1 protein-coding gene is annotated in these 294 nt (G+C 32.0%); it reads left to right on the forward strand.

Annotated features, from left to right (window positions below; translation table 11 throughout):
* The coding region (locus SB753_RS36295) for a BCCT family transporter (protein WP_410804945.1) at positions 1-294 on the forward strand (294 nt) is incomplete at both ends.

Consider the following 294-nt stretch of genomic DNA (forward strand, 5'->3'; position numbering starts at 1 on the left):
ACCCCTCTTATTGGAAATAAGAGCAAAGGACCAATTGGATACATAGTAGATATTATAGCTGTATTTGCTACTATATTTGGAGTAGCTGCTTCTTTAGGATTAGGAGCTTCACAAATAAATAGTGGATTCCATTACCTAACAGGCATGCCTATTAACTATAAAGTTCAACTTGTTATTATTGGAATTACAACTATTTTATTTATTACATCTGCAGGAACTGGTGTTTCAAAAGGTATCAAATATTTGAGCAATGCTAACATGGTTTTAGCTGTCATTCTATTTGTTTCTTTTCTT

This window comes from Paraburkholderia sp. SIMBA_053, assembly GCF_046534895.1.
In the GTDB taxonomy this organism is placed as follows: Bacteria; Pseudomonadota; Gammaproteobacteria; order Burkholderiales; family Burkholderiaceae; genus Paraburkholderia; species Paraburkholderia caledonica.